The organism is Pedobacter sp. ASV28 (assembly GCF_016428855.1).
Taxonomy (GTDB): Bacteria; Bacteroidota; Bacteroidia; order Sphingobacteriales; family Sphingobacteriaceae; genus Pedobacter.
In genome coordinates, this window is sequence record NZ_JAELTN010000126.1 from 1 (window position 1) to 1,802 (window position 1,802).

Genomic DNA, 1,802 nt, shown 5'->3' on the forward strand with positions numbered 1-1,802 from the left:
AACATGGACAAGTAACAGGGCTACTTTAACTCCTGCGAACGGTAAGATTATGCTAAAAGGTCAGTTACATGATGACGGTGTTTTTACTTACCTAGCTGTAGATGATAATAAGATAAGGAGATGGTAATATGATACAACTAAGTTATTCACCAAGAGTTTCAAATTTTGTAGATGCAGCAGATGTAAGTGGGAATATTAGAAATGTTCCGCTCTATTTGCAGTATCTTCATCAGATAGATGTCGCTTGTAAGAAAGCGGATATTACAACAGGAGCAGTATATCCTATTGTTGGAGGTACAGCAACTAGTCACAGTTTTAATTTTTTAAACCCTGCTCAATATCAGGTTAATTGGTTTGGCGTAGTTACACATTCATCTAATGGAATGCAGAGCGATGGGACTACAGGTTATGGTAATACAGGTATAAAAACTACACAATTTAATTTATCTAGTGGATTGATGATGGGTATATATGCTTATAATACAGGGACTAGCGGTCAGAGAGCTTCTATAGGGGCTTATAGTTCATCAGGAGGTGATACAAATAGTTTTCAATTAAGACCTTTTTATAATTTTACAAGTTCACAGACTTTTTCTTTTGGGCAATTCATAACATTAGTTACATCTCCAATAAAAGGCTCACAAATAGCAAATAAGATACCAAATGTTAACATAAGAAGTTTAGCAAGAAATGGGATAGAATTAATTTCAGATAATACCTCTCTAAGCAATATTAGTATAAATGCAGATATTTATATATTATGCTATAATAATAACAATCCCTCGTTAGGAACTAATACTCCTTCCTTTTTTTCAAATAATACCCACGGATTATTTGCAATAACTAATGGAATAAGTAGTGTATTGAATACTAAGATTTTCTCACATGATATTTACACAGCAAATAGGAGTATAGGAAGATAATGAACGCACTAGAAGAGTATATAAGTGATTTAAATCCAAGTTGTTGGTTAAATGCTGACCATGTGAATGGTTATGGCGTTACCCAACCATCAATAAATGCAGATGTAAATACTTGGGTAGATATTAGCAGTAACGGTAGAAATGCTACTAAACCAACTAATATAAATCCAACACCAATTGTTACTACACCTAAATTTCAAACAAATACTTATGGTAATTGCATAAGGTTTACAGCTACTGATTTTACTTCTTTAGCTATAGAAAATTTAAGAACACCAAGTTTTAATTTGTTTGGAGGTACTGGAAGAACAATGATATTTGTGACGCTATCTTCTCAATTTGGGACAGTACAACAAGGGAATACAGGAAATAGTGGAGGTGCTTTTCAAACAGCGCAAAATCTAGGAATTATGATAATCCCTGATACAACAACACTTAGGCCGCTACTACTTAGTGATAATAGATTTAGAAATCCTTTAGTGAATATTGTTACACAAGTTTTCAATGGCAATGATTTAAAAGTCTATTCACAAAGTAGTTTGTCGGTATTATCTATAACATATAATGGTCTTACTCCTATATCAGTTGCGGTAGATTATCGTTTACCTTATGGTAATAACGCTGTTAGTTTAGGAAGTAGAGTTTACGCTTATTCAGGTGGGGGGCATATTGTAGATAGTTTTATAAGTGGCGATTGTATGGAAATTATTTTATTTGACAGAGTTACTTCAAGGGGAGAAATATCACAAGTTCAAACCTATCTTAAACTTAAATACAACATATAATGCACGGAATGATAAGTAAAGGTTGGCTACACCAGACCTATGATAAGGAAACTGAGAATTTTATAGATGCAGCAGGTTTGAACAATGATGCTAA

2 protein-coding genes are annotated in these 1,802 nt (G+C 33.2%); both read left to right on the forward strand.

Annotated features, from left to right (window positions below; genetic code table 11):
• Positions 1–128 precede the first annotated feature (128 nt).
• The gene (locus JHD79_RS22455) at positions 129–923 is read left to right on the forward strand and encodes a hypothetical protein (protein WP_199121592.1); all 795 of its coding nucleotides are present in this window, start codon (positions 129–131) and stop codon (positions 921–923) included.
• Positions 923–1,708, forward strand: a complete 786-nt coding sequence (locus JHD79_RS22460) for a hypothetical protein (protein WP_199121593.1) — start codon at positions 923–925, stop codon at positions 1,706–1,708. The genes JHD79_RS22455 and JHD79_RS22460 overlap by 1 nt, the downstream gene beginning before the upstream one ends.
• Positions 1,709–1,802 lie beyond the last annotated feature (94 nt).

What these genes read in the sequence shown, in the direction of transcription:
- JHD79_RS22460 (WP_199121593.1), top strand. Translation starts at nt 923, where the DNA reads ATGAACGCACTAGAAGAGTATATAAGTGATTTAAATCCAAGTTGTTGG.
- JHD79_RS22455 (WP_199121592.1), top strand. Translation starts at nt 129, where the DNA reads ATGATACAACTAAGTTATTCACCAAGAGTTTCAAATTTTGTAGATGCA.